Consider the following 25,711-nt stretch of genomic DNA (forward strand, 5'->3'; position numbering starts at 1 on the left):
TTTACTCTTAAATTCAATCTGCCAACTCGGCGTGGTATTGATCGTTCAAAATTATCACTGCACAAATAAAAAACGCCAGAAAGACTGGCGTTTTATTAACGTTGTATCAATTTCTAGCTAGGTAAGTCACCTGGTTTACCAACCGACGGCTTATCTACGCCATCGTTAGTAATCTCGCCTTCGCGAGCAGGCTTACCGCCACTTGGTTTGTCGCCATCAGAAGGACGACGATCATCCCAGTCTGAAGGAGGACGAACCTCAGTGCGCGCCATAAGATCATCAATTTGTTTTGCATCAATCGTTTCGTACTTCATCAGTGCGTCTTTCATTGAATGCAGAATATCGATGTTCTCTTCTAGAATATTGTGCGCTCTATCATAGTTGCTGTCGATGAGTGATTTAATCTCTGCATCGATTGCGCGAGCAGTATCATCAGACATGCTAGAGGCTTTAGACATTGATTTGCCTAAGAACACTTCGCCTTCGTCTTCAGCATAAAGCATTGGACCCATCTTAGTAGAAAGCCCCCATTGCGTTACCATCTTACGAGCAATCTCAGTAGCACGTTCAATATCGTTAGAGGCACCAGTGGTGACCTTGTCGTCGCCGTAAATCACTTGCTCAGCAATACGACCACCAAACAAACTTGAAATCATGCTCTCAAGGTGTTGCTTAGAATGGCTCACACGATCTTGCTCTGGCAAGTACATGGTTACACCCAATGCACGACCACGAGGAATGATAGACACTTTATAAACCGGATCGTGCTCTGGCACTAAACGACCTACGATGGCGTGACCCGCTTCATGATATGCCGTCATCTCTTTTTCAGCTTCAGTCATCACCATTGACTTACGCTCAGAGCCCATCATGATCTTGTCTTTCGCTTTCTCAAACTCTTCCATCGCCACTAAACGCTTGTTACCACGTGCAGCGAATAACGCAGCTTCGTTAACTAAGTTAGCTAAGTCGGCACCGGAAAAACCTGGTGTACCACGGGCAATAACACTTGCTTCCACGTTATCGGCCACAGGCACTTTGCGCATGTGAACTTTAAGAATCTGCTCACGACCACGGATGTCAGGTAAACCAACAACCACTTGACGGTCAAAGCGACCTGGACGCAACAATGCAGGGTCTAGTACGTCTGGACGGTTAGTCGCGGCAATAACAATAATGCCTTCATGACCTTCAAACCCATCCATTTCAACCAACATCTGGTTAAGTGTTTGTTCACGTTCGTCGTGACCACCACCTAAACCTGCGCCACGTTGACGACCTACCGCATCAATCTCATCGATGAAAATGATACAAGGAGCGGCTTTTTTCGCTTGTTCGAACATGTCACGAACACGCGATGCACCTACACCCACAAACATTTCAACAAAATCTGAACCTGAAATGGTAAAGAATGGCACTTTTGCTTCACCTGCAATCGCTTTGGCAAGCAATGTTTTACCCGTTCCAGGAGGACCTACCATCAGTACGCCTTTAGGAATTTTACCGCCTAATTTTTGGAACTTAGATGGGTCGCGTAAGAAATCTACCAATTCAGACACATCTTCTTTTGCTTCGTCACAACCTGCAACATCAGCAAAGGTGGTTTTGATTTGGTCTTCACCTAATAGGCGAGCTTTGCTTTTGCCGAAAGACATTGCGCCGCGACCACCACCACCTTGCATTTGACGCATGAAGAAAATCCATACACCAATAAGCAGAAGCATTGGGAACCAAGAAATGAAAATAGATGTGAGAAATGATTGTTCTTCTGGCGGCTCACCGTAAACGCGTACATCGTTTTTGACCAAGTCAGAAACTAACTTGTCATCAAAATACGGTACGTACGTTTGAAATGTTTCGCCTGAACGTCGGGTACCACGAATTTCGCCGCTATTATTAATGCGAACTTCACGGATGTTACCCTGCTCAGCTTCTCTTAAAAAAGTTGTGTAGTCGGTCTGTGTTTTCGACGATTCACCAGGTGAAAAGCTCTGAAAAACAGACATCAACACAACGGCGATAACCAACCATAAGATTAAATTTTTTGCCATATCGCTCAATGCTACTAACCTCTAAAAATCCGAAAGAATATACTTGTGAAAGATAAAACCACGAGTGCTTCCCTTACACACATAAACTTTCGCAACGAAAATCGCTTACTCAAAGCGTACTACACTTTGTACCCAAGAGCCACCAAATACACTTCACGAGACCGTGAACGCGATGAGTCTGGCTTACGTGTTTTTATGGTTGTGAACGCGTCACGTAATGCACGTAGGTAAGTATCAAAACCCTCCCCTTGGAAGACTTTAATAACAAAACTGCCACCTGGTTTCAGTACTTGATGACACATATCGAGTGCCAGTTCACACAAGTACATCGAGCCAGCTTGGTCTACTGCTGCATTTCCAGACAGGTTCGGTGCCATATCAGACAACACTATATCTACGGTGTTCCCACCAATTCTGTTCAATAACGCATTTAAAACAGCTTCATCTCTGAAGTCACCCTGCAAAAAATCAACGCCAACAATAGAATCCATCGGTAAAATATCGCATGCGATAACTTGCCCGTTGTCTCCTACCAGTTCAGAAGCCAGTTGAGACCAGCCTCCTGGCGCAGCACCAAGGTCCACTACTGTGTTACCTGTGCTGATAAGTTTGTCTTTTTGCTGAATTTCTTCCAATTTGAAGAAGGCGCGCGAACGCTTACCCTGCTTCTGTGCTTTTTGCACATAATGGTCGTTAAAATGTTCTGTTAACCAGCGTTTACTGCTGGCAGAGTGCTTCTTTTTTGTCATTCCAATACATTGTCATTAGGATTGTAGAGAAGATGGCGTTAGAATACGTTAATTCAAGCTTAAATTTATAGATTAATTGTAAGAAAATTGACTACATGAAACTTTCAAATAAACAGAAACAATTTTTAAAAGGCCTAGCGCACCCGCTAAAGCCTATCGTACAGCTAGGTTCAAACGGCCTAACTGAAGGTGTTGTTGCGGAAATCGACAACGCATTAAATTTCCATGAACTGATTAAAGTTAAAGTTCCTACTGATGATCGTGAAGAAAAATCACTCATCATGGATGCGATTGTTCGCGAAACGAAATCAGACAAGCTACAAGTAATTGGACACACGCTTATTCTTTACCGTCCGAGTGAAGAGCGTAAAATTCAGTTGCCAAAATAAGTCATACCATGGTGTCGGTTTTTGCCGGCACCATAGTTTTCGTACCGTATTGCCGTTAATATTATGTTAATAAACATGATAATGTCGTTGTGGACATAAATTAACAAAAAATAATACGGAACCTACACGGAAACCCTATGACAGAAACAAAGCCTATTCCCAACTCGCTTCATACTCCCTATATACAACAAAAACCGCTTGAAAAGCGAACCGCAATAGTCACCGGTGGATGCTCCGGTCTAGGTCATGCTACCGCTATTGCCCTTCGTGCTGCCGGTGCCAATGTATGTTTACTCGATCTTAATGAAGAAATGGGTAAGCAACGCGTTGAGGAACTCGGTGCTGAACATACCTTGTTTATTAAGGTTGACGTAAGAAGCGAAGATGATATTACCCATGCTATTGATAAGTGCCTTTCTCGCTTTTCCACGCTTTCATTATGCATAAACTGCGCTGGCATTGCCCCTGCAAAACGTTTGCTAGACCGAGATGGTAACCCAGTCCCTTTAGGTGATTTTCAAAACACGATTGATATAAATTTGGTGGGCAGCTTCAATGTAGCTCGTCTTGTGGCCGCAGCAATGGCGAAGCAAGCACCACTAAATGAGGAAGGCGAACGTGGTGTTATTATCAATACTGCCTCTGTAGCAGGCTATGAGGGGCAAATAGGACAAACCGCTTATGCAGCTAGTAAGGGCGGCATTATTGCACTGACACTACCTATGGCGAGAGATCTTGCCCCACTGGGTATTCGCGTAAACACCATCGCTCCTGGGGTAATGGGAACCCCCATGTTGCTTGCCATGCCAGAAAAGGTACAAGACGCCCTTTCTGCTAACGTGCAGTTTCCCAAACGCTTAGGTTTGCCTGAAGAGTTCGGTAAATTGGTGCTGCATATTGCCGAAAATAACTATTTAAACGGTGAAACCATTCGCTTAGACGGCGGCTTAAGAATGCCGCCCAAGTAAAACTGTACTAACACGCGACTAATTCACTAGCATTATTCACCATCGCCACCGTTAACCATGAGTGCAATATTATATAAACGATTCACCGCATGATAGTTGATGGTGTTTTTGGGGTAACGACCTCGGCTACTTAATGTACCGGCGTCCTGCCCCATTAATACGGCCAAGGCATCATCTACCGTTTCTACAGTATGAATGTGGAACAAGCCTTTTTTCACCGCATCAATGACAGTGGCATCTAACACCAAGTTAATCGCATTCGATTTAGGAATGACCACACCTTGTGTACCAGTTAAGCCGCGGTGCTGACATAAGTCGAAGAAGCCTTCAATTTTTTCATTCACCCCACCCACCGCTTGCACTTCACCGTATTGATTTATAGAGCCTGTGATGGCAAGGGTTTGTACGCATGGAATTTCGGTTAACGCAGAAATTAACGCCACCAACTCACCTAATGACGCACTATCACCATCGATGTGTCCGTACGATTGCTCCAACGCAATATTAGCCGATAAGGTTAGCGGGAAGTGCTGAGCGTATTTATAACCTAAATACCCTGTTAATAGCATCACGCCTTTTGAGTGAATCGGTTGGCCAAGCTCTACTTCACGTTCAATATCAACGACACCACTTGCGCCAGCAAATACCGTAGAGGTAATGCGCGCAGGCGTACCAAAGGCGGTATCGCCAATATCTAGCACCGTAAGTCCATTCACTTTTCCTATGGCTTTACCATCGGTAGCAATAAGCACATGCCCTTCTTTAATATCATTAAGTAGGGTTTGGCTTACGCGCCCTGTTCGCCGTTTTTTAGCACTAAGCGCGGTGCGCAAATGGTCAAGTTCTAGGGTTTCACTACCTGACTTTACGCAAAAATAATGGGCTTCATTCACCAACTCAATCACTTCAGCAAAATGTGCTGAAAGCTTTTCTTGGTGTTCAGCCATGCGCAATGAATATTCGACTAACCGGCACATAGCATTCGCGGTAATACCGGTTAAGTTAAGCGCTAAAATGTGTTTGCGCACTTTGCCCACAAAATCGAACAAAGCTTGTCGAGTCACCTGAATTTCTAAATCGAAATCGACCAACACACGAAACAGCTCATCGAATTCATCATCGTAATCTTGCAAGGTGTAATACAAGTCTCGCGACCCCAACAGCACTATCTTTACGTTCAAATCGATAGGTTGAGGGTTTAGGGTAATCGCATTTACCATACCTACATCTTGCTGTGGTAAATCCATTTTCAAACTACCAGATTTCGCCGCCAGCTTAAGGGTATCCCACACATAGGGCTGTTCTATTAACTGGTCTACATCAAGCAGCAAATAACCGCCATTGGCACGATGTAATGCGCCAGGGCGGATCATTCTGTAATTAGTGTAAACACTGCCATGAATATTAGTGTATTCAATTTTCCCGAACAGGTTTTGATAAGTTGGGTTTGGCTCATAGATTACTGGCGCAGAGTCATCTAGACGATTCGCAACCAATACATTAGGCAGAAATTGCTCTTCTAAGAATAAGCGTTTGTCGAAATCATCACTTTTTTCGTCTTTTTGCTCTTCAGCTAAAATAAGTAAAATAGCATTCACAAGTGCGGTTTTAAGCTGCTTTAAGTATTTTAAAATGCCTAAATCTGACGCGTATTTGTGCTCTAGTACCTTTAGAAGTGGCTTAATGCCTTGCTCGGCAGTTTGCTTGTCTAGCTCACGCAAGCGCTCTGAGTTTTCACGCTTCCACGACGGTAAACTTAATAAACTTTCACTTAGTCTATTTTCTAGCTCGTCTATCAAGTTGTAAAAGAATTGGCGCTTTTCGTCGCTAGCCGTCGCAAATTCGGCATCGCTAATGGGTTTACCATCAACAATAGGTGAAAACGTGATAGTGCCCCCGTCTTCATTCATAGCCACTTCATTGGCTTTTGCAAAACGCTCTACCGCATCAATGGCGTTATCGTATTTTTGATCGAATTCGCGGGATATGCTGGTTCTACGGCGCTGGTAACCCGGGTTATCAAATGCCACCGGAAAGGTATCGAGCACGTCATCAATTAAGCTAGTGATGTCTTTTTGAAATGCTTTACCGCCACCAGGCGGAAAACGAAGGGCTACTGGCTCGCGCTCTTCATCAAAGTTATTGATATAACACCAATCATCGGGTGCAGGCAGTACGGCTACTTGGCGTTCAATGTAATCTTTTACCAAGGTAAAGCGACCCGTAGCCGGTTCACCCATCACATAAAGATTATAACCTTTCGCGTTAATGCCAAGACCGAAGGTTAACGCTTCTCGCGCGCGCTCCTGCCCTATAAATGTGGCATTTAGGGCTTCATCGTCTTTTAAGGCAGCATTCACTGCTTTTCGATTGATGGTTGGGGTTAGGTCAATTGGATCTAGGGCCATAGTGGTGCTTTCGCCTGGCATAGTGTTCTATTTATTGTGCTTTAGGGTAAGTGAAACCCTATTTAAGTAGTGTGTCAAACCCTTATGCCGTAAAGCACTGTTTCGGGCCTCTAATCGATGAATTAACGAACAATCGCGGCTATTAATTTTTATGTACGAAACCGCTATCAAGTGAAACCTTTGCCAATTCGCTTACTTTTTCAACAAGTAGTCACAAAAAAGTCGTGGTAACCTAGCACTAGCTATTGAGGCTAAGTGTTGCGCTGGGTTATTCTATGCGGCTACATGCAAGTTAAACCTGCAATATTGTGATTCTGTCCAACGACGACTCACACCCCACGATGAAATTTGGGGGAGCAGGTTTCATGAACGTTTTAACTCTAATAATGCGGAAGCCTAAGTTTCATGGCCGAAAATCAGTACAACCCGAAAGATATAGAACAACGTGTTCAGCAATACTGGGAAGAAAACAACTCATTTCAAGCAAATGACGATGTAGAAAAAGAGAAGTTCTACTGCCTCTCTATGTTCCCTTACCCAAGTGGTCGCTTGCATATGGGTCACGTGCGTAACTACACCATTGGTGATGTTATTAGCCGTTATCAGCGCATGCAGGGTAAAAACGTTCTCCAACCTATGGGTTGGGATGCTTTCGGTCTTCCAGCAGAAAACGCCGCGATTAATAATAATACCGCGCCTGCCAATTGGACCTACTCCAATATTGATTACATGAAAACTCAACTTCGCTCTTTGGGTTTTGGTTACGACTGGGATCGCGAAGTAACAACCTGTAAGCCAGACTACTACCGCTGGGAACAATGGTTCTTCACTCGTCTTTACGAAAAAGGCTTGGTTTATAAAAAGAACTCAACCGTAAACTGGGATCCGGTAGACCAAACCGTTTTGGCTAACGAACAAGTTATTGACGGTCGCGGTTGGCGCTCTGGCGCATTAGTGGAACAAAAAGAAATTCCACAATGGTTCATTAAAATTACCGACTATGCCGAAGAGTTGTTGGCTGACTTAGAACAGCTTGACGAATGGCCTGATCAAGTGCGCGCCATGCAGGCGAACTGGATTGGTCGCTCTGAAGGAGTAGACATTACCTTTAACTTAGGTAAAAACGGCAGTGACATAAACGATTTAACCGTTTATACCACTCGCCCTGATACATTTTATGGTGTGACTTATGTGGCAGTTGCTGCACAACACCCATTAGCTGAATTTGCAGCAAAATCGAATGCTGAACTTGCCACCTTTATTGATGAGTGCAAAAACACCAAAGTAGCCGAAGCAGAATTGGCTACCATGGAGAAAAAAGGGTGCGATACGGGCATTCACGCAGTACATCCTTTAACCGGTGAATTGTTACCTGTTTGGGTGGCGAACTTTGTATTGATGGATTACGGTTCAGGCGCAGTAATGGCAGTACCGGGTCACGACCAGCGCGACTGGGAATTTGCAACCAAATATGGCTTAACCATTAAGCAAGTTATCGCGCCAAATGAAGATGCAAAAGAAGAATGTGATTTAACGGCTTCTGCGTATACCGAAAAAGGCACGTTAATAAACTCTGAAAAATTCGATGGCCTAGCGTTTGACGATGCATTTAATAACATCGCAACTGCACTTGAAGAAAACGGCTTTGGTAAGCGCAAAGTAAATTACCGTTTACGAGATTGGGGCGTAAGCCGTCAGCGTTACTGGGGCTCACCTATTCCAATGCTTAACTTGGAAAATGGTGAATCGGTTCCTGTACCAGAAAGCGAACTGCCTGTAGTACTTCCTGAAGATGTGGAAATGAACGGGGTAACATCACCGATTAAAGCAGATCCTGAATGGGCGAAAACCACCTACAACGGTGAACCTGCACTGCGTGAAACAGATACCTTTGATACCTTTATGGAATCGTCGTGGTATTACGCTCGCTACGCAAGCGCCACCAATCACGATGCTATGCTTGACCCTACGTCATCTAATTACTGGCTACCTGTCGATCAATACATTGGTGGTATCGAGCATGCCATCTTGCATTTATTGTACTCTCGCTTCTTCCACAAACTATTGCGTGACGAAGGCTTGGTAAATTCTGATGAACCGTTTAAACGTTTGTTATGCCAAGGCATGGTGCTAGCAGATTCTTACTATCGTGAAGATGACGCGGGCAAGAAAAGTTGGTACTCACCAACGGAAGTGTCTACCGAAAAAGACGAGAAAGGCCGTATTGTAAAAGCATGGCTAACCGCCGATGGTGAACCGGTAATTCATGGCGGCATGACTAAAATGTCGAAGTCGAAAAACAACGGTATTGATCCACAAGAAGTTATCGACCTATATGGTGCCGATACGGTGCGTTTATTTACGATGTTCGCTGCGCCTCCAGAGCAAACACTAGAGTGGGTAGATTCGGGCGTAGAAGGTGCTAACCGTTTCTTACGTCGTATTTGGAAGCTGGTAACCGAGCACGTTGAAAAAGGTACGCCTGTTGCCCTTGACGCAAAGGCGCTGAATAAGAACCAACAAGCATTACGCCGCGAAGTGCACAAGACTATTGAAAAAGTGTCTGATGACTTAGGTCGTCGCCAAACGTTCAATACCGCTATCGCTGCTATTATGGAGTTATTGAACCATCTTCAAAAAGCACCACAAGAAGATGCGCAAGATATTGCCATTATGCGTGAAGCTGCAGAGTCATTAGTCTTGCTACTTAACCCTATCACACCGCATATTTCTCATGAATTGTGGAAAGTATTGGGTCAGACAAGCGATATCGATCATGCCCCTTGGCCTGTCGCCGATAAAGCAGCCCTGGTTGAAGACGAAAAGCTTATTATCGTGCAAGTTAACGGTAAAGTTCGCGCTAAAATGACCGTGGCTGCTGATGCCAGCAAAGAGGCCATTGAAGAAGCGGCCAAAGCACAAGATAACGTGCAGCCGTTTATTGAAGGTAAAACAATACGTAAAGTTATTGTGGTACCAGGAAAACTTGTCAACATAGTGGCTAATTAATATGCGCCGTTTACTCCGTTACACAGTAGTATTGAGTGCACTTTTTGCACTTGGCGGTTGTGGATTTCATTTAAGAAGCGCCCCTAGCCTTCCTGAAAATGTAAAATCAGTGCTTATCACCAGTGCTCGCGCTCATGCACCTCTTGCAAGAGCGCTTCACAATCGACTTACCGTGTACGGGTTAAATGGCGTTTACCAGCAAGATAATACGTCGTCTACCGACGGCGTATCTTTGTATCTATTGCCTGAAAAATTAGAGCGTAGACTGCTTTCGGTTTACGCTTCAGGTCAAGTTGCTGAATACGAATTAATTTATACCGTGCGTTATCGGGTTCAATTCCCTGAAGAAGAAGCCATTATGGCTACCTTTGATGTAATGCGTGACTATCAAGATGATCCCGATCAGGTACTTGCTAAATCGAGAGAGCTTGAGCTAGTACTGGATGAAATGCGTGCCGAGGCAGCGGACATTATTATTCGTAGGCTCTCAAGCCAAGCCTCTGCCGCTAAGCTGATTGATTAAGCATGCAACTCTACCCAAACCAATTTTCCAATGAGATAAGTAAAGGATTAGCATCCTGCTACTTGGTGTTTGGTGATGAGCCTCAGCAAAAATTTGAGGTAATAGAGCAAATACGCACTACTGCAAAAGCCAATGGTTTTGATGAGCGCACAGTACTTGTGGCCGACACCGGCTTTTCATGGAACCAGCTGCTTGAAGCAACCCAAAGCATGTCGTTGTTTTCGAACCAACAGTTTATTGAGTTAGAACTTCCTACCGGAAAGCCTGGCGCAGAAGGCAGCAAAATGCTGCAAGAAGTCGCCAAAGGGTTAACCCAAGACACCTTACTGTTAATTCACGGCCCGAAAATTGGCAAAGACGTACAGCGTGGAAAATGGTTTAAAGTACTTGATGACATGGGCGTTTCTGTTCTGTGTTACCCCCTAGAGGGCAGACAGCTCAGTGCGTGGATCAGCAATCAAGTGAAACATCATCAGCTAACCATTAATGCAGCTGGAATGAAAATGATTGCCGATTTTTGTGAAGGTAATTTACTGGCTGCAAAACAAGAAATTGATAAGCTAGCCCTACTTTACCCCCAGCAGTCAGTCTCTGAAGCACAAATAGAACGGGCGATGGTAGATCAATCTCGCTACAACGTGTTTCAGTTAGTGGATGTCATGCTAAGCGGCGACGCCAATCGCTGCGTGAAAATGCTTTACCGCTTAGAAAGTGAAGGTTTAGAGCCAAATATTATTATTTGGGCGCTCATTCGTGAGTGGGAAGTCTTATGGAAATTGAAAAGTGCTGCCGCTAATGGTGAAGCTATTCAATGGCAAAAGTTTGGTATTTGGCGTAACAGGCAAGGCTTCTATCAAAGTGCGTTAAATCGCCTTAGCATAGAACAATTGCTGCAAATTCAGGATGCTCTCACCCAAGCGGATTTAGCGTTTAAACAAAACGTTATTTCACGCCCTTTCGTGAAACTTTGCCATTTATGCATGATGTTTATGGCAATGGGTATTTTTCACCTTCCTTTGATGGAAGCCTAACATCTTGGCTATTTGCGCCATTTTAGGGGGTACGTTTAATCCGCCCCATTTAGGTCATGTATCGCCCGCACTCCATTTATTGCGTGCGCTTAATATCGACACCCTAGGTTTAATGCCTTGTAAATTACCGCCGCACAAATCGGTGGCCGTTAGCGAAGAACACCGGGTCAACATGGTGAAACTGTGTTGTGAGCAAGATAAACGCTTGTACCCCGAACTTATCGAACTCTCGCTACCTTCACCTTCTTACACGGTAAAAACCCTTCGGGCATTAAAAGAAAGAGACAATAAGACAATCTGTTTTTTCATTGGGGCCGATTCCCTGTATAATCTTAAGTCTTGGTTTGAGTGGGAGCGTTTGCTTGATTTCTGTCATCTAGTAGTAATGCGTCGCGACAGTGACACATTTACACCACCTGATGACTTGGTTGAGTGGTTAAAAGCCAACAAAACAGAGGACGTTCTGCAACTACATACTCAGCCTAATGGCTTAGTATTTCTTGCAGATACCCCATTACACCCTGTTTCATCAACGCAATTGCGCAGCGCCGTTCAAACGAACGCATCATCGACATTGCAGGAAACATATTTGAACGAAACAGCATTGCATGACGCAAAGTTTCAAGCCACGACATTAATAGCAAAGTGGCTGCCTAAGGCAGTCGAAGACTATATTCATACACATCGGTTATACCAAGAATTATCAAATAAGTGAGGAAACACTTGGAGAGTCAACAACTCAAGCAGTTCGTAAAAGATAAAGTAGACGACATGAAAGGCCGCGATATTATAGAACTGGATGTTCGTGGCAAATCAACCATTACCGACACCATGATTATTTGCTCTGGTAACTCAAAGCGCCATGTTGTTGCTATTGCTGAAAATGTAATAGTGGAAGCTAAAAGCGCTGACGAAGCACCAACAAGCGTTGAAGGTAAAGAAACTGGCGAATGGGTATTAGTAGATTTTGGCGACGTTATTTTGCACGTAATGCAAGATGAAACCCGCGATTTCTATCAGTTAGAGAAGCTGTGGTCATAACAAAGCTAACCGCAGACTTATAGAAAAGGCTGCGGTCAACTTTGTTGGTAGTTTGATGTTCTAAAGGATTTACCCACTGTGCGTATACAAATTGTCGCCGTAGGTACAAAAATGCCCGCCTGGGTCACCGCTGGGGTAGATGAATTCCTTCGCCGTTTCCCCGCCGATTTACCGGTGAGTTTCACCGAAATTCCAGCTGGTAAACGCGGCAAAAATGCTGATATTAAACGCATTTTAGAAAAAGAAGGCGAACAAATGCTCGCTGCTATTCCTAAAGGTAACCGCGTAGTGACATTAGAAGTCACTGGTAAGCCTTGGGACACCCCCACATTAGCCAAACAGTTAGATAATTGGAAAATGGATGGCCGTGATGTCAGCCTTTTGATTGGTGGGCCTGAAGGTTTAGCACCTGAATGTATTGCCGTATCTGAGCAAAAATGGTCACTGTCGGCACTTACCCTACCTCACCCTCTGGTTAGGATTATTCTTTCTGAAAGCTTATACCGCGCTTGGTCTGTTACTCAGAACCACCCGTATCATCGCGAGTGAGAGAATAGCCTTTTATGCATCGTAAGCGCCAAGCAATTCGAGACCACTCAGCTGAAGCAAACTTATTTGCCAGACGTGCGTCTATCGCCTTTATTATTGTTGTAATGATGTTAGGCGTGGTGCTGAATAACCTCTATTCCCTGCAGGTTGAACAACACGACGTTTACCAAACCCGTTCAAACGGAAATCGCATCAAGGTGTTACCTGTTGCGCCAAATCGCGGGTTAATTTACGACAGAAACGGCATTTTGCTTGCGGAAAACCGCCCCGTATTTAGCTTAGAGATCACACCTGAGCAAACCAACGATTTAGACGCCACCTTAGACGGATTAACCCAATTGATGGGCATCACTCCCGAAGAACGTGAAAGTTTTAATAGCAGCTTAAAGGGCCAACGTCGTTTTAAACCTATTGCCCTTCGTACTAAATTATCTGAAGTAGATGTTGCGCTGTTTTCTGCCAGCAAACATTTATACCCTGGGGTACAAATTGAAGCGCGACTAGCGCGTCATTATCCATACAAAGAAGCCCTCACCCATGTATTAGGTTATGTGGCACGCATCAATAAAAAAGATCTTCAAAAGCTGGTAGAAGCGGGGCAAGAAGATAACTATGCTGCCACCCACGATATTGGCAAATTGGGCGTAGAGAAATACCACGAAGAGTTATTGCACGGTTCAGTGGGTTACCAACAAGTGGAAGTGAATAACCAAGGCCGTATAATCCGTGTCTTAAACGTCGACCCACCTGTGCCTGGTAAAGATATTGTATTAAACATCGATCTTTCGCTACAAATTGCTACCCAACAAGCACTGGAAGGTCAACGCGGCGCAGTGATTGTAAGTGATGTAAAAACGGGGGGGATAATGGCGTTGTTTTCAAACCCAAGTTACGACCCGAACTTGTTTGTGCACGGTATTAGCAGAAAGAACTATTCTGCCCTACTAAATTCACCAGACCGCCCACTAATAAACCGCGCCACACAAGGTCAATACCCACCAGCATCCACTATTAAACCGCACCTTGGTCTAGTGGGGCTTGAGGAAGGGATAATCACCGAAGAATATACCATTCAAGATAATGGCCGCTATCAGTTACCCAACGTATCTCACACGTGGCGAGACTGGCGAAAATGGGGCCACGGCGAAGTAGATATTGCAAAAGCAATAGAGGTATCCTGCGATATCTATTACTACGACTTAGCTTATAAGCTGGGTATAGATAAAATCAGTGAAGCTATGTACGAATTCGGATTTGGTGATTTTACTGGTATCGATTTATATGAAGAGTCTGATGCAAATATGCCTAGTAGAGGCTGGAAGCGTGCGAGGTTTAACCAACCTTGGTATATCGGCGACACTATTCCTGTTGGTATTGGACAAGGGTTTTGGTCTACCACCCCTATTCAATTATCGCATTCAGTGAACACCTTGGTTAATCGTGGTGAGCGTATAATTCCGCAAATTATTCGCGGGTTCAGGCATGAAGACAGCTCGGTAGAAATTATTCCACTTAAAACCCTTAGGCCTATTGAGATTAAAAATCAGCATAATGTCGATATTGTTCTTAATGCAATGCACGATGTGGTGCATGGTGAAGAAGGTGGTGCTCGTCATACCTTTGCAGACGCCCCTTATCAATCTGCCGGTAAAACTGGGACTGCACAGTTATTTTCCGTGGGACAAGATGAAAAATACGATGCTGAAAAAATTGATGAGCGTTTGCGCGACAATGCCATGTATGTGGGCTTTGCACCTTTTGAAAACCCTGAAATTTCTGTGACAGTTGTACTTGAGAACGCCGGTGGCGGCAGTAAAAATGCCGCTCCTGTGGCCAAGAAAATCATGGACTTTTATTTTCGCGATCGGGTTTTCGACACCGAGATTAGCAAGGTTGACGAACAATGAAAAAGAACACGCTCAACCCAAATAAAACCAGTTTTTTACAACGTATTCATATTGATGGTTGGCTGTTTTTAAGCCTGTTAGTGCTTATGTCAGTGGGGCTGATAACCCTGTATTCCGCGTCAGGACAAGACAGCGGCCAAGTAGAACGCCAAATTACGCGCTTAGCACTAAGTGTGGCAGTTATGTTTGGCATTGCGCAAATTCCCCCCGGCGCATTTCGCCGCCTGTCGACTTACGCTTATATCGCGGGGCTCTTAATGCTTATCGCGGTGTTATTATTTGGTGACATGGGCAAAGGCGCGCAGCGCTGGCTCGATTTAAAAGTCATACGTTTTCAGCCTTCAGAGTTAATGAAGCTCGCCGTGCCCATGATGGTCGCCTGGTATATTAGCCAGTTCACGCTGCCTCCTCGCACCATGAATATTGTGGTTGGCTTTCTAATGGTAGCTATCCCAACGGTACTCATTGCTAAACAACCTGATTTAGGGACATCGCTGCTTATTGCCAGCTCAGGGATCTTCGCGATATTCCTCGCCGGTATGAGTTGGCGGCTTATCGGTTTTGTTGCGCTGTTGCTCGGTGGTTTCGCGCCCATTATGTGGTTCTTTTTAATGGCTGAATATCAAAAACAACGGGTGTTGACGTTTTTAAACCCAGAGAGCGATCCACTCGGTTCAGGATACCATATTATTCAGTCGAAAATTGCCATAGGCTCAGGTGGCGTAGATGGAAAAGGCTGGTTGCAGGGCACCCAATCACAATTAGAATTTTTACCCGAACGACATACCGACTTTATTTTCTCGGTTTTCAGTGAAGAATTTGGCCTTACAGGGGTTATTGTTCTGCTGATTATTTACCTTTGCGTTATTTTACGTGGGCTTATTATTGCCAGTCGCGCTCAAGACGCCTACTCTAAATTACTGGCAGGCAGCATTACCTTAACCTTCTTTGTTTATGTATTTGTAAACATGGGGATGGTATCTGGATTACTACCTGTTGTGGGAGTGCCACTTCCTTTAGTAAGTTATGGCGGCACTTCTATGGTGACATTAATGGCAGGCTTTGGCATGCTAATGTCTATTGCCACTCAAAAACGACTAATGTCTCGATAACATGCGCACACTACTGTTAATACTGATTGCTTCGTTCATACTCGCCGCGTGTAAGTCAGCGCCGAGTGGCCGCTATACTCAGCAGCAAGACACTGCTCCAAATCATGTGGCGAAAGTGCCCGAAACCTTGGATGCAGTCCCCAAGTATGAAGCATATAGAATGTTTAACAGTCGCCCTTATAAAGTGCTTGGTAAACATTATACCCCGCTTACATCAGGTAAAGGATTTGAAGAAGTGGGATACGCCAGTTGGTATGGCCAGAAGTTTCATGGCCATTTAACCTCAAACGGTGAAACCTACAATATGTTTGCCATGTCGGCTGCCCACAAAACCTTACCGCTCCCCTCTTACGTGCGCGTAACTAACTTAGACAACGACAAACAAGCGATTGTGCGAGTGAATGATCGTGGCCCTTTTCACGATAATCGTATCATCGATTTATCTTATGCTGCAGCGGTAAAACTGGGGTATCACAATAAAGGTACAGCAAAAGTAAAAATTGAAGTCATTCACTTCGACCCCGAAAATAACGTGACAGTTGGTGTAAATCCAACCGTTTCTTACGATGAATACATTGGTATTGCCCCCCTTCCCTCAGCTTCATCATCTGAGGTCGCGGCTAGTGCCTCAGCACAAAGCGATAACCTTCAGCAAACATCAATGTCGTTAGACGGCTACTTTATTCAAGTGGCAGCGCTATCGAATCAGAAGAAAGCAGAGTCTATTTCGAATGTGCTTTCTGCACTTTATCAGGTGCCAACACACATGCCAGTAGTAGGCAACGTGTACAAACTTCAACTTGGCCCTATTGAAGATGAAGCCCTAGCTCATGAATTGTTAGAGCAACTTAAACAAAACGGCTACCCCCAAGCTTATAAGATAAAACAAACCTTATAACCCCCCCGTTTAAAAAACCGCCACAACTATGGCAACAATGTGGCGAAACGCGTTTCAAATCTGTCATTTATGGTGCTTTTTCGTTGTTTCGTAGCCTAATCTCCATTAACAGCTAAACTTTTTGGTTTAACCCTAGTCGAACTATGCGCCTTACGTTAGAATTCTAAATCAAGTAGTAGTATTAACTGTGTAGCATGCCTGCTGTTCAGTTATAAACGGATAATAAACGGTCAAAGAAAATAAAATCATGCTCAGAATAATTCAACGCGCTAAACCGTCTTTTCTCTCCTTCGCTTTTATGCTTTTCAGCGTATTAGCACTGTCAGCGAATGCAGCAGTGGTTACTCCACCTGCTCCATCGGTAGCGGCGGAAGGCTTTCTTTTAACCGACTTTGAAACCGGACACGTTATCGCGTCGAAAAACGCAGACATGCAATTGGCACCCGCCAGCTTGACTAAAATCATGACCATTTATGTGATTGGTAAAGAATTGCAAGCAGGTAACATTAGTCTTTCTGACGAAGTGACCATTTCTGAAAATGCATGGGCTAAGAAATTCCCAGATTCATCAAAGATGTTTATCGAAGTGGGTACGCAAGTATCGGTAAGCGATTTATTACGCGGTATTGTCGTGCAATCAGGTAACGATGCTTGCGTTGCCATGGCAGAGCACGTTGCCGGTTCACAGGCGGCCTTTGCCAGCATGATGAATGCGCATGCACAAGCCATTGGTATGACATCGTCTAACTTTGTTAATGCCCACGGCCTGCACGACCCAGATCACTACACTACCCCTCGTGATATGGCTGTGTTGTCTCGTGCACTTATTGCTGAAACCCCAGCAATGTACAAAATTTACAGCGAAAAAGAGTTCACCTTTAACGGCATTAAACAATATAACCGTAATAGCCTATTATGGGACAAGAGCTTAAACGTTGACGGCATTAAAACCGGTCATACATCAGATGCTGGATACAGCCTTATTACTTCAGCCTCACAAGGCGATATGCGCTTAATCTCTGTGGTCATGGGTACCGACAGTGAAAGAGCCCGTAAGGTTGAAAACAAGAAGCTGCTTAAGTATGGTTTCCGTTTTTACGAAACGCTAACCCCATACCAAGCTGGCGACAGTTTTGTTGCACACCGCATTTATATGGGCGATAGAGAAACCGTAGACCTTGGAATTAACCAATCTACCCCCATTACCATTCCACGCGGCCAAGCGGCTAACTTGGAAGCCAATTTTGAACTAGATAAAAAACTAGAAGCGCCACTGGCTAAAGGCCAAGTTGTAGGCACACTTTTCCTTCAACTTGAAGGCGAAGATGTGGCCAGCTACCCCCTTGTCACTTTGCAAGAAGTAAAAGAAGGCAGCATGTTTAACCGCATTAAAGATTACATTATGCTGCAACTGGGTTTCGACGAAGCGTAACATTACGCATCGCTACACTAGTTCAAGGGCGGCCTGATTGGTATAATCGGGCCGTTTTTGTATTTAATGACTGTATAAAAAGGATATCGCATGGATACCCGTTTCGATGAACTTCTAGATTTTCCAACAAATCAAACATTTAAAGTAATGGGCATTGCCCATGACGATTTACCTAATCACGTAATTGAATGCTTACAGCAGCATGCACCAGGTGATTATTCGCCAGCAGTAAAGCCAAGCAGCAAAGGTAATTACCATTCTGTATCAGTAAGTGTACGAGTGACCAGTAAAGAGCACATGGAAACTATTTACACTGAACTTGCTAAGTTAGAACTTGTAAGAGTCGTGCTATAAGTGAGTACCCTAACCGACTCTGTCATTATTCGGCAACTTGGCAGACAAAGCTACGAGCCAACATGGGCTGCCATGAAAGCATTCACGGATGAACGTAACGATACGACTGAAGATGAAATTTGGCTGGTTGAGCACGATCCTGTATTCACACAGGGCCAAGCAGGCAAAGCAGAACATATCCTGATGCCTGGCGACATTCCCGTGGTGCAAGTCGACAGAGGCGGTCAGGTAACGTACCACGGTCCAGGTCAGCAGGTAATCTACCTTCTTATCAATATTCGAAGACGCAAGTTAGGTGTACGTCACTTGGTGACAGCGATGGAAGATGCTGTGGTAGGCTTAATGGCCAAATACGGTGTTACCGCCTACCCTAAACCCGATGCACCAGGGGTTTACGTAGATGAGAAAAAGATTTGCTCACTGGGGTTAAGAATTCGTCACGGTTGCTCATTTCATGGTTTGGCATTAAATGTTAATATGGACTTGTCACCGTTTCAGCGCATCAACCCATGCGGTTATGCAGGTATGGAAATGATTGATACCGCCAGTCTGAATGGCCCAGATTCGATAAGTGTTGCCGGTGAAGTTCTCACCGACTTACTACTTGAAGCGCTTTCCATTACGGAAAAACGACATAAAGAAGGTTTTGATGAGTAACGCACGACCTGTAGCTGGAGTTAAACTCCGCGACGACGAAAAAGTAAAACACATTCCTGTCACCATTATTCCTACTGAAAAGGAAGAAATGCTGCGCAAGCCTTCGTGGATCAAAATTAAGCTGCCACGTAGCACCGATAAAATTGATCACATCAAGAAGACGTTGAGAAAGAATAAACTGCATTCTGTGTGTGAAGAAGCCAGCTGCCCTAACTTAGCTGAATGCTTCAACCATGGTACGGCAACCTTTATGATTCTGGGTGACATTTGCACCCGTCGTTGTCCGTTCTGTGATGTTGCCCACGGCAAGCCCCTACCGCCAAGTGCGGAAGAGCCAGAAAAACTAGCGAAAACTATTGCTGAAATGAACCTGCGTTACGTGGTAATTACTTCGGTAGACCGCGATGATTTACGTGACGGCGGCGCACAGCACTTTGTCGATTGTATTAACGCTATTCGTGAACACAGCCCCACTACCACTATTGAAGTGCTGGTACCGGATTTCCGTGGCCGCATGGATCGCGCATTAGAAATTTTCAAGAATGGTGTTCCTGATGTGTTTAATCACAACTTGGAAACTATTCCTCGCTTGTATCGCGAGTGTCGCCCTGGTGCAAATTATCAGTGGTCGCTAGACTTGCTCAAAAAATTTAAAGCGCAGCATCCAGATGTTAAAACCAAGTCCGGCTTGATGATGGGCATGGGCGAAGAAAACGTTGAAATTGAAGGCGTACTTCGTGATTTACGTGCTCACGACGTGGATATGTTGACACTAGGCCAATATTTACAGCCAAGTCGCCATCACTTCCCTGTTAAGCGTTATGTTCACCCTGATGAGTTTGATGCGCTAGGCGCTTACGCTAAAGACATTGGCTTCACTCATGCAGCCAGTGGCCCTATGGTTCGCTCTAGTTACCATGCCGACCAACAGGCAGCGGGTAAAGAAGTAAAATAAGTATAAAAAAAGCGGCTCTCACAGCCGCTTTTTTATTTGCCTTTCTTTTTGCTCAGCCAGTTATCAACTTACTCGCCTTGGCTTTTTGATTTTATTTCGTCTATCCACATCGACATCTTGTCACTCAAAATAGGCATTGGCATTGCCCCATCGGTCAGTATATTGCTGTGGAACGCTTTAATATCGAAGTCATCACCTAAGGCTTCAGTGGCTTGATTACGCAAATGTCTGATATGACGTTCACCTACTTTATACGCTAACGCTTGGCCAGGAATAGAAATGTAACGTTCTACTTCTGCAACCGCATCAGACTCAGCCATAGAAGAGTTTTCAAGCATGTATGCAATGGCCTTTTCGCGGCTCCAGCCCTTAGCATGCAGCCCCGTATCAACCACGAGGCGCATCGCACGAAGCTGTTCGTCATTTAATCGTCCGTACCACATGTAAGGGTCGGTAAACATGCCTAACTCTTTTCCTAAGCTTTCCGCATACAAGGCCCAGCCTTCACTGAAAACGGTATAGCCATTGAATTTTCTAAACAGGGGTAAACCTTCTACCTCTTGCTGAATAGCAATTTGGAAATGGTGACCAGGCGCGGCCTCATGAATACTTAAGGTTTCCAAACTGAATTTAGGCTGGGCTTTAAGGTCACGGGTATTGATATAAAAAATGCCAGGTCTGCTGCCATCTGGTGCCGGAGACATGTAGCTAGCTGCTGCCGATGACGCTTCACGGTAAGGTTCTACCGCTTTTACAATATAATCGGCTTTCGGAAATACACTGAAAAGCTTGGGTAAACGGGCGTCTATATCCGTTTTCACATCGGTATACGCTTTAATTAAGGCTTCATCAGACTCAAAGTAAAATTTATCGTCAGTACGAAGATGCTCGAAGAACGCCGCTAGGTTTCCTTCAAAACCCACGGTTTCTTTAACCGATTTCATTTCACCTAATATGCGCGACACTTCAGATAACCCAAACGCATGAACTTCATCGGCACTCAGCGGCAAGGTAGTGTTGTCTTTAATTTTGTATTCGTACCACGCCTTTCCGTTCGGTAAGTCTGAGTACCCTACGGTAGCGCGAGTGTGTGGCAAATATTCTTCTACTACGAAGTCGTGCAGCTTTTGATACGAAGGTACAATCATTTCAGTAATCATTCCCTCATACGCTGCGGCTAAGCGTGCTTTTTCATCGTCGCTAATGTCTTCATTTGTCTCAAGTTGTTTTATTGGTCCGTAGAACACACTCTCAGAGGCTTTTTTAACAACGTGAGCACTTAACTGTGGTACCATTTTTTCGGTGATAGCAGTCGGTAAAACCACCCCTTCCTCAATGCCTTTTTTCATATACAGGATTACGCTATCGATAAACGCTACGTAGCCTTTAGTACGTGAAATAAAGTTTTCGTAGTCTTTCACCGTAGCAAAGGGCTGCGCCGATTGGCCCGAACCCAGCATTGGGAAAAAAGTATGCACGCCATACATTTGATTAATTGGCATGTATTGACTACCAAACTGGTAGCCCGCAATGCCGTGTTCTCTGTCGCTTTTGAAAATATGGTAACTGATCCAGTCTTGTCCAGAAAGTTTAGACGCATCAATAGCATTTATGGCTTCTAAATACGTTTGCTCATGCGCCTTTGATTTAGCGATAAACGCCTCGCTTAAAGGCTCGTTAAACTTATCGTTATAATCGCTCACACCATAAAATGTCGCCATTACAGGGTTTTGTTCCAACGACTCGTTGAAATATTTAAGCGTTAAGGCAGCTAATTTTTCTGCCTCTGTTTTCTTTGCATCCACTTCTATGATGTCTTTAGCTTCACTAACCGTAGACTGTAATTGAGTAGAAATCGCCGTATTGTCTTGCTGATGCCCTAAGGCGGGTGCAGCAATTAAGCCACTCACTATGGCAGCACTAAGTAAACTTATCTTCATTGTTTTCATTATAAAAAATAACCTGTCGTGTATTTATTATTAATTTACCGCCTAATATTGCCTGTTACCGCCTATTGATTACAAGGTTTTTGCGCGAACAGGATGACTTTACGTTATGTGCTGTTAGAATGCCGTCATTCTGCCTAAACCCACAAAAGAAGTGAGGTTACGCAATGCGTAAACATATCTATATTGCCTACACAGGCGGCACCATCGGAATGAAGCCATCAGATCATGGTTATATTCCAGCAGCAGGCTTCCTGGGTGATACATTGAACGACATGCCGGAGTTTCATCGCAGTGAAATGCCATTATTCACTCTGCATGAGTACGATAACCTGATTGATTCATCGGATATGAACCCTTCTGACTGGCAACGCATTGCTGATGACATCGCAGAAAACTACGATAAATACGATGGGTTCATCATCTTGCACGGTACAGATACCATGGCGTATACGGCCTCGGCACTGAGCTTTATGCTGGAAGATTTAACTAAGCCTGTTATTGTCACTGGGTCGCAAATTCCCCTTGCTGAATTGCGTTCCGATGGTCAAGTTAACCTGTTAAACGCGCTTTACGTTGCGGCTAATTTCCCCATTGCAGAAGTCGGTTTGTTTTTTAATAACCGCTTATTACGGGGAAATCGCAGTCGTAAGGTAGATGCTGATGGGTTTAGTGCCTTCGATTCCCCCAACTTCCCACCACTTCTTGAAGCGGGTATTAACATCCGCCTTAAAGCGGGTGAGCTTGCCACTGAGTCGGATAAATCCCTTAAGGTTTCGAGCGTAAAAGCCCAGCCCATTGGTATGGTGAGTTTGTACCCTGGCATTTCCTCAGAAGTGCTTAAAAACACCTTACAACAACCTGTAAATGCACTCATTTTATTAAGCTACGGCGTAGGTAATGCACCGCAAAGCCCAGCCCTAATTGCCCAATTAGAATATGCACGGGACAGACAAATACCGGTGCTTAACTGCACCCAGTGTATGCGCGGTCGCGTCAACATGGGCGGGTATGCCACTGGGCATGGTTTACAGGAAGTGGGCGTGTTATCTGGCAGCGATATGACTCCCGAAGCAGCATTGGCAAAATTGCATTATTTATTAAGTAAGAATCTGCCGTTTGAAACCATTAAAGCTAAGCTTACTCAAAACCTCTGCGGCGAGCTTAGCGAATAGGAATACACCATGACCACATCTTATAGTGGTGCGCTTAGAAAAATGCGTACACTTGCTGACGACAACAACACAGTTAACTACCAGCTCCCTATTGGAGAACATAAGGTAGATATAAACCCCGTTATCGGACAACAGGTTTCCCTCGATTTTACGGGCGACATCAACTGCGTACATTGTAATAGAAAGACCAAGAAAAGTTTTGGCCAAGGCTATTGCTACCCTTGTTTAATTTCGTTAGCCCAGTGCGATAGCTGTATCATTAAACCTGAAAAATGCCACTACCATGAAGGGACATGTCGAGAACCGCAATGGGGCGAAGAACACTGCTTTAGCGAGCACTTTGTGTACTTGGCCAACACTGGCAATGTAAAGGTAGGGATCACTCGTCACGTTACCGATGGAGTATCGTCGCGTTGGATGGATCAAGGCGCTACCCAAGCCACGGTCATGTTACGAGTATCCGACAGGCTCACTAGCGGCCTAGTAGAAATGCTTTGCAAAGAACATATTGGCGATAAAACCAATTGGCGCACTATGCTCAAAAGTGCCCCAGATAAGGTTGATTTACGTGAGGTAAAAGCCACTATATTGTCGAAAATTTCAGATGGCTTAGCACAAATTCAGCAGACAAAAGGGCTACAAGCGGTGTCTGAGGCCGATGGTGAAGTACACGATATTCACTACCCTGTCGATACTTATCCTGAAAAAATTAAATCGATTAACTTAGATAAAACCCCAGAATTTGAAGGCGTACTCACTGGAATTAAAGGGCAATATTGGATGCTTGATGGCGACCGTGTTATCAATATCCGAAAATACGCCGGATACAATGTAAATTTGAATGTGAGATAAAATGTGGCTCAAAATATAATATAGCCCCTTCCCAGTCATTCCCTGCAGATAAAATCTGCTTATATTTTATCTGCAGGATTTGCTTGCTGCTGTAGGTGGCAAAGACAAGCTAAACACCTAAAGCTAAAAGTTAGCGCCAATATTCAAAGTAGTCAGAAGTATCACGTTCTGGTTTCGCCGCAGGTTCAAAAGCGGGCGTACCTAAATATAAAAACCCAACAATCTCGTCATCATCGTTTAAATCTAAACCCCGCTTTACCGTATCGCAATGGGCATAACTTCCTGTTCGCCACATGCCATTGAACCCCTGCGCTACTGCAGCCATTTGCATAGCCATCACCCCACACGATGCAGAAGCAATTTGCTCTACACGGGGGACTTTTTCATGTTCAACATGCTTAGCAATCGCCACCACAATCATAGGTGCTCGATGAGGTAACTGCACTGCCCGCTCAATTTCTTTTTCAGTCTTATCGTTATCGATAGCAGATTGCTCATATAAACTGCCTAGTTTATCTAGCCCTTTACCTTCACAAACGATAAAACGCCACGGCGTTAAACACGCATGATCAGGGGCACGAAGTGCAGCTTGCATAATGTTTTCAAGCGCATCACCTGACGGAGCAGGCGCAGTAAGTCTAGGTTGAGAGCTTCTGTTAAGCAGTAACGTAAGTGCATCCATTTCAGTATCCTATTATCGAACAAAGCGTTATGAAGATCCTACGTTCTATCATGAGAAAAGACCAGCATAGCGGGTCTATTTTAGGGGCAGGCTACCGAAAGTTGTTATCTCGCAACTTAGGGCGAAAGAAGTAATCGATACTTACATAGCGACCACCCCCATAGAAAAATAGCACCAGCAGCATCACAAAATAGGTAGCACCGAATTCAATACCATTATTTAGCACGACTAAACTACCACTGGAAGTAAGCCAATCGTAGTTGCCATACGTTTGCAGTAAAGATTTAGCAGCACTTAATTTCTCAGGAGCCGCCATGACACTGTCGTTCATCAAAATAGTGCCATCGGCTAGCCAAGATGATGCATCGGCAATGGCTAACCAACCATTGTCGATGTGCACGGTGAATATGGCCACTAACATGGTTACCATCAACGGAATAGACACTAACCTAGTAAGTAAACCGAGTAATAAGAATATACCGCCTACTAACTCAGCAGCAGTGGCTAGAAAAGCAAGCACGAGCGGAAATGGCAATCCCAATCCATAGTCTTCATTACCAAACCAGTCAACAATGGACGAAAAGCTGCTCGCCTTATTCCAACCAGCTTGAATCATGACAGGGGCCAAATAAAGCCTTAACAACAGTAATGGTATTCCATCTGCCACACTTAGTTTTTTAAAGAGGTTCGCGTATAATTGCTTTATCATTATCAAGCGCCTTGTTAATGAAGTTTGGTATTTAACGTATTGTTATAGGAACGTGATGAAGTGAATAAACTTTCACTTAACAATAGAAAACAACCACGTGATACGCAAAAAACATCACCGCTTAAGCGGTTGTTTGTGCGTGGCCACAAAAAAGTAGGCTATAAAAAGTCCACTGGTGACTTAATGATGCAACTAAGCGCGAATGATCATAAGCACATCGCTGAAGTGATTGCGCAATGGCTAACAGATGACGAGAATGCCCATAAGTGAGTGACTTTGCGGTACAATCACAAACAATTACAAATAAGTTAGCG

Annotated in this window: 24 protein-coding genes; 18 read left to right on the forward strand and 6 right to left on the reverse strand. The window is 44.4% G+C overall.

Annotated features, from left to right (window positions below; all coding sequences use genetic code 11):
• Positions 1-113: 113 nt before the first annotated feature.
• A complete protein-coding gene (ftsH, locus tag JKP82_RS12450) occupies positions 114-2,060 on the reverse strand; it encodes an ATP-dependent zinc metalloprotease FtsH (RefSeq protein ID WP_159530717.1) in 1,947 nt (648 codons plus the stop codon).
• Positions 2,061-2,170: 110 nt separating this feature from the next.
• Positions 2,171-2,800: a 23S rRNA (uridine(2552)-2'-O)-methyltransferase RlmE gene (rlmE, locus tag JKP82_RS12455; RefSeq protein ID WP_159530719.1), complete on the reverse strand. Its 630-nt coding sequence runs from the start codon at positions 2,798-2,800 to the stop codon at positions 2,171-2,173.
• A 95-nt stretch (positions 2,801-2,895) separates the two neighbouring features.
• On the opposite strand from rlmE, the gene yhbY reads away from it, so the two are divergent.
• Together yhbY and JKP82_RS12465 are read left to right on the forward strand one after the other, a co-directional pair.
• Positions 2,896-3,189, forward strand: a complete 294-nt coding sequence (gene yhbY, locus JKP82_RS12460) for a ribosome assembly RNA-binding protein YhbY (protein ID WP_218397235.1) — start codon at positions 2,896-2,898, stop codon at positions 3,187-3,189.
• Between the two features lie 137 nt (positions 3,190-3,326).
• Positions 3,327-4,157 (forward strand): 3-hydroxyacyl-CoA dehydrogenase, encoded by an 831-nt coding sequence (locus JKP82_RS12465; protein ID WP_220099938.1) that lies wholly within the window; start codon positions 3,327-3,329, stop codon positions 4,155-4,157.
• A 32-nt stretch (positions 4,158-4,189) separates the two neighbouring features.
• Here JKP82_RS12465 and JKP82_RS12470 read toward each other — a convergent pair whose 3' ends face one another.
• Positions 4,190-6,565, reverse strand: a complete 2,376-nt coding sequence (locus JKP82_RS12470; protein WP_246604362.1) for a Lon protease family protein — start codon at positions 6,563-6,565, stop codon at positions 4,190-4,192.
• 405 nt (positions 6,566-6,970) lie between these two features.
• Here JKP82_RS12470 and leuS point away from each other — a divergent pair, with 405 nt between their 5' ends.
• From leuS to lipA, 13 genes are all read left to right on the forward strand, one after another.
• Positions 6,971-9,574 (forward strand): leucine--tRNA ligase, encoded by a 2,604-nt coding sequence (leuS, locus tag JKP82_RS12475; RefSeq protein ID WP_218397239.1) that lies wholly within the window; start codon positions 6,971-6,973, stop codon positions 9,572-9,574.
• 1 nt (position 9,575) lies between these two features.
• Positions 9,576-10,097: an LPS-assembly lipoprotein LptE gene (locus JKP82_RS12480; RefSeq protein WP_159530725.1), complete on the forward strand. Its 522-nt coding sequence runs from the start codon at positions 9,576-9,578 to the stop codon at positions 10,095-10,097.
• Between the two features lie 2 nt (positions 10,098-10,099).
• Positions 10,100-11,128 (forward strand): DNA polymerase III subunit delta, encoded by a 1,029-nt coding sequence (gene holA, locus JKP82_RS12485; RefSeq protein WP_218397242.1) that lies wholly within the window; start codon positions 10,100-10,102, stop codon positions 11,126-11,128.
• Between the two features lie 4 nt (positions 11,129-11,132).
• Positions 11,133-11,843 carry a nicotinate (nicotinamide) nucleotide adenylyltransferase gene (gene nadD, locus JKP82_RS12490; protein WP_159530729.1) on the forward strand — a complete coding sequence of 237 codons (711 nt, stop codon included), beginning with the start codon at positions 11,133-11,135 and terminating at the stop codon, positions 11,841-11,843.
• An 8-nt stretch (positions 11,844-11,851) separates the two neighbouring features.
• Positions 11,852-12,169, forward strand: a complete 318-nt coding sequence (gene rsfS, locus JKP82_RS12495) for a ribosome silencing factor (RefSeq protein WP_013784368.1) — start codon at positions 11,852-11,854, stop codon at positions 12,167-12,169.
• Between the two features lie 78 nt (positions 12,170-12,247).
• The gene (rlmH, locus tag JKP82_RS12500) at positions 12,248-12,718 is read left to right on the forward strand and encodes a 23S rRNA (pseudouridine(1915)-N(3))-methyltransferase RlmH (protein WP_218397244.1); all 471 of its coding nucleotides are present in this window, start codon (positions 12,248-12,250) and stop codon (positions 12,716-12,718) included.
• Between the two features lie 14 nt (positions 12,719-12,732).
• Positions 12,733-14,625, forward strand: a complete 1,893-nt coding sequence (gene mrdA / locus JKP82_RS12505; protein WP_159530733.1) for a penicillin-binding protein 2 — start codon at positions 12,733-12,735, stop codon at positions 14,623-14,625.
• Complete coding sequence (rodA, locus tag JKP82_RS12510; protein WP_159530735.1) at positions 14,622-15,737, forward strand: rod shape-determining protein RodA; 1,116 nt, start codon at positions 14,622-14,624, stop codon at positions 15,735-15,737. The genes mrdA and rodA overlap by 4 nt, the downstream gene beginning before the upstream one ends.
• 1 nt (position 15,738) lies before the next feature.
• Positions 15,739-16,635: a septal ring lytic transglycosylase RlpA family protein gene (locus JKP82_RS12515; protein ID WP_218397246.1), complete on the forward strand. Its 897-nt coding sequence runs from the start codon at positions 15,739-15,741 to the stop codon at positions 16,633-16,635.
• 247 nt (positions 16,636-16,882) lie between these two features.
• Positions 16,883-18,067 (forward strand): D-alanyl-D-alanine carboxypeptidase family protein, encoded by a 1,185-nt coding sequence (locus tag JKP82_RS12520; protein WP_201299255.1) that lies wholly within the window; start codon positions 16,883-16,885, stop codon positions 18,065-18,067.
• Between the two features lie 90 nt (positions 18,068-18,157).
• Entirely contained in the window at positions 18,158-18,421 is a 264-nt protein-coding gene (ybeD, locus tag JKP82_RS12525) for a DUF493 family protein YbeD (protein ID WP_013784374.1), read from the forward strand.
• Positions 18,422-19,078 carry a lipoyl(octanoyl) transferase LipB gene (lipB, locus tag JKP82_RS12530; protein ID WP_159530739.1) on the forward strand — a complete coding sequence of 219 codons (657 nt, stop codon included), beginning with the start codon at positions 18,422-18,424 and terminating at the stop codon, positions 19,076-19,078.
• Complete coding sequence (gene lipA, locus JKP82_RS12535) at positions 19,071-20,033, forward strand: lipoyl synthase (RefSeq protein WP_013784376.1); 963 nt, start codon at positions 19,071-19,073, stop codon at positions 20,031-20,033. The genes lipB and lipA overlap by 8 nt, the downstream gene beginning before the upstream one ends.
• Positions 20,034-20,101: 68 nt before the next feature.
• Here the strand turns inward: lipA and JKP82_RS12540 are convergent, their stop codons facing one another.
• Complete coding sequence (locus JKP82_RS12540; protein ID WP_159530741.1) at positions 20,102-21,982, reverse strand: DUF885 domain-containing protein; 1,881 nt, start codon at positions 21,980-21,982, stop codon at positions 20,102-20,104.
• Positions 21,983-22,146: 164 nt separating this feature from the next.
• On the opposite strand from JKP82_RS12540, the gene ansA reads away from it, so the two are divergent.
• Both ansA and JKP82_RS12550 read left to right on the forward strand, forming a co-directional pair.
• Positions 22,147-23,154 (forward strand): asparaginase, encoded by a 1,008-nt coding sequence (gene ansA / locus JKP82_RS12545; RefSeq protein WP_159530743.1) that lies wholly within the window; start codon positions 22,147-22,149, stop codon positions 23,152-23,154.
• A gap of 9 nt (positions 23,155-23,163) precedes the next feature.
• Positions 23,164-24,006: a DUF2797 domain-containing protein gene (locus JKP82_RS12550; protein WP_159530745.1), complete on the forward strand. Its 843-nt coding sequence runs from the start codon at positions 23,164-23,166 to the stop codon at positions 24,004-24,006.
• A gap of 130 nt (positions 24,007-24,136) precedes the next feature.
• On the opposite strand, the gene JKP82_RS12555 is transcribed toward JKP82_RS12550, so the two are convergent.
• Both JKP82_RS12555 and JKP82_RS12560 read right to left on the reverse strand, forming a co-directional pair.
• Complete coding sequence (locus JKP82_RS12555) at positions 24,137-24,688, reverse strand: NAD(P)H nitroreductase (RefSeq protein ID WP_218397247.1); 552 nt, start codon at positions 24,686-24,688, stop codon at positions 24,137-24,139.
• Between the two features lie 91 nt (positions 24,689-24,779).
• Entirely contained in the window at positions 24,780-25,397 is a 618-nt protein-coding gene (locus tag JKP82_RS12560; protein WP_159530749.1) for an HvfX family Cu-binding RiPP maturation protein, read from the reverse strand.
• A 60-nt stretch (positions 25,398-25,457) separates the two neighbouring features.
• On the opposite strand from JKP82_RS12560, the gene JKP82_RS12565 reads away from it, so the two are divergent.
• Positions 25,458-25,667 carry a hypothetical protein gene (locus tag JKP82_RS12565; RefSeq protein ID WP_159530751.1) on the forward strand — a complete coding sequence of 70 codons (210 nt, stop codon included), beginning with the start codon at positions 25,458-25,460 and terminating at the stop codon, positions 25,665-25,667.
• The last annotated feature ends 44 nt before the right edge of the window (positions 25,668-25,711 follow it).

Source organism: Alteromonas lipotrueae (assembly GCF_019249215.1).
GTDB classification, from domain to species: domain Bacteria; phylum Pseudomonadota; class Gammaproteobacteria; order Enterobacterales; family Alteromonadaceae; genus Alteromonas; species Alteromonas lipotrueae.

Excerpts from the sequence above, each read along its gene's own strand:
- JKP82_RS12550 (WP_159530745.1), top strand. The coding sequence starts at position 23,164 with ATGACCACATCTTATAGTGGTGCGCTTAGAAAAATGCGTACACTTGCT.
- JKP82_RS12520 (WP_201299255.1), top strand. The coding sequence starts at position 16,883 with ATGCTCAGAATAATTCAACGCGCTAAACCGTCTTTTCTCTCCTTCGCT.
- JKP82_RS12465 (WP_220099938.1), top strand. The coding sequence starts at position 3,327 with ATGACAGAAACAAAGCCTATTCCCAACTCGCTTCATACTCCCTATATA.
- JKP82_RS12560 (WP_159530749.1), bottom strand. The coding sequence starts at position 25,397 with ATGATAAAGCAATTATACGCGAACCTCTTTAAAAAACTAAGTGTGGCA.
- yhbY (WP_218397235.1), top strand. The coding sequence starts at position 2,896 with ATGAAACTTTCAAATAAACAGAAACAATTTTTAAAAGGCCTAGCGCAC.
- holA (WP_218397242.1), top strand. The coding sequence starts at position 10,100 with ATGCAACTCTACCCAAACCAATTTTCCAATGAGATAAGTAAAGGATTA.
- JKP82_RS12480 (WP_159530725.1), top strand. The coding sequence starts at position 9,576 with ATGCGCCGTTTACTCCGTTACACAGTAGTATTGAGTGCACTTTTTGCA.
- rodA (WP_159530735.1), top strand. The coding sequence starts at position 14,622 with ATGAAAAAGAACACGCTCAACCCAAATAAAACCAGTTTTTTACAACGT.
- leuS (WP_218397239.1), top strand. The coding sequence starts at position 6,971 with ATGGCCGAAAATCAGTACAACCCGAAAGATATAGAACAACGTGTTCAG.
- lipA (WP_013784376.1), top strand. The coding sequence starts at position 19,071 with ATGAGTAACGCACGACCTGTAGCTGGAGTTAAACTCCGCGACGACGAA.
- rlmE (WP_159530719.1), bottom strand. The coding sequence starts at position 2,800 with ATGACAAAAAAGAAGCACTCTGCCAGCAGTAAACGCTGGTTAACAGAA.
- JKP82_RS12555 (WP_218397247.1), bottom strand. The coding sequence starts at position 24,688 with ATGGATGCACTTACGTTACTGCTTAACAGAAGCTCTCAACCTAGACTT.
- JKP82_RS12515 (WP_218397246.1), top strand. The coding sequence starts at position 15,739 with ATGCGCACACTACTGTTAATACTGATTGCTTCGTTCATACTCGCCGCG.
- ybeD (WP_013784374.1), top strand. The coding sequence starts at position 18,158 with ATGGATACCCGTTTCGATGAACTTCTAGATTTTCCAACAAATCAAACA.
- ansA (WP_159530743.1), top strand. The coding sequence starts at position 22,147 with ATGCGTAAACATATCTATATTGCCTACACAGGCGGCACCATCGGAATG.
- JKP82_RS12540 (WP_159530741.1), bottom strand. The coding sequence starts at position 21,982 with ATGAAAACAATGAAGATAAGTTTACTTAGTGCTGCCATAGTGAGTGGC.
- mrdA (WP_159530733.1), top strand. The coding sequence starts at position 12,733 with ATGCATCGTAAGCGCCAAGCAATTCGAGACCACTCAGCTGAAGCAAAC.
- JKP82_RS12470 (WP_246604362.1), bottom strand. The coding sequence starts at position 6,565 with ATGGCCCTAGATCCAATTGACCTAACCCCAACCATCAATCGAAAAGCA.